The organism is Pseudomonas sp. P5_B2, from assembly GCF_056400445.1.
Map to the genome: position 1 here is coordinate 1 of NZ_JBFULH010001288.1, position 752 is coordinate 752.

Consider the following 752-nt stretch of genomic DNA (forward strand, 5'->3'; position numbering starts at 1 on the left):
CGATGTAGGAGCGCACTTTTTCAAAGTGAGCCTTGCTGATCATGGAGCCGAGACGATTTTCTGGGTCGAGTGGATCACCCATTTGCCAGTCACCCAGATGAACCTGGATCCGCTTCAACAATTCGTCCTTGATATCGCTATGAACGATCAAGCGAGAGGATGCAGAGCAGTTCTCACCCATGTTCCAGAAAGCACCATTCACCACATGCTGGGCGACGAGATCAATGTCTTCGACATCGTCCATCACTACTGCAGGGTTTTTGCCTCCGCACTCAAGAACGATGCGTTTGAGGTTCGACTCACTGGAGTATTTGAGAAACAACCGCCCAGTGTCTGTAGAGCCTGTGAAGCTGACCATTGCCACATCCGAATGCCGGCCCAAAGGCTCGCCAGCATCTTTGCCGCCACCAGGGATCACGTTGAAAACGCCAGCAGGTATACCCGCCTGGAAAGCCAGATCTGCAACGCGGAGCGTGCTCAGGGTGGTTTCTTTAGCAGGCTTCACCACAATCGAGCAGCCTGCAGCCAAAGACGGGCCGATCTTCCAGGCAAGCATCAGAAGCGGGAAATTCCAAGGCAGAACAAGACCGACAACACCAATGGGCTCACGCACGACCATCGTGACCGCTCCCGAACCTACCGGTGCTGTCGCATCGTAAATTTTGTCGATCAGTTCAGCATGCCAGCGCAGGGTATGAATCGTCTCGGGAATGTCGATGTTCTGACATTCACGGATAGGCTTGCCGCTATCC

General features: G+C 53.7%; 1 protein-coding gene. It reads right to left on the bottom strand.

Annotated elements, in window-relative coordinates; genetic code table 11:
• On the bottom strand, positions 1-752 hold a 752-nt coding region (locus AC1DRJ_RS30790; protein WP_477805435.1), incomplete at both ends, for an aldehyde dehydrogenase family protein.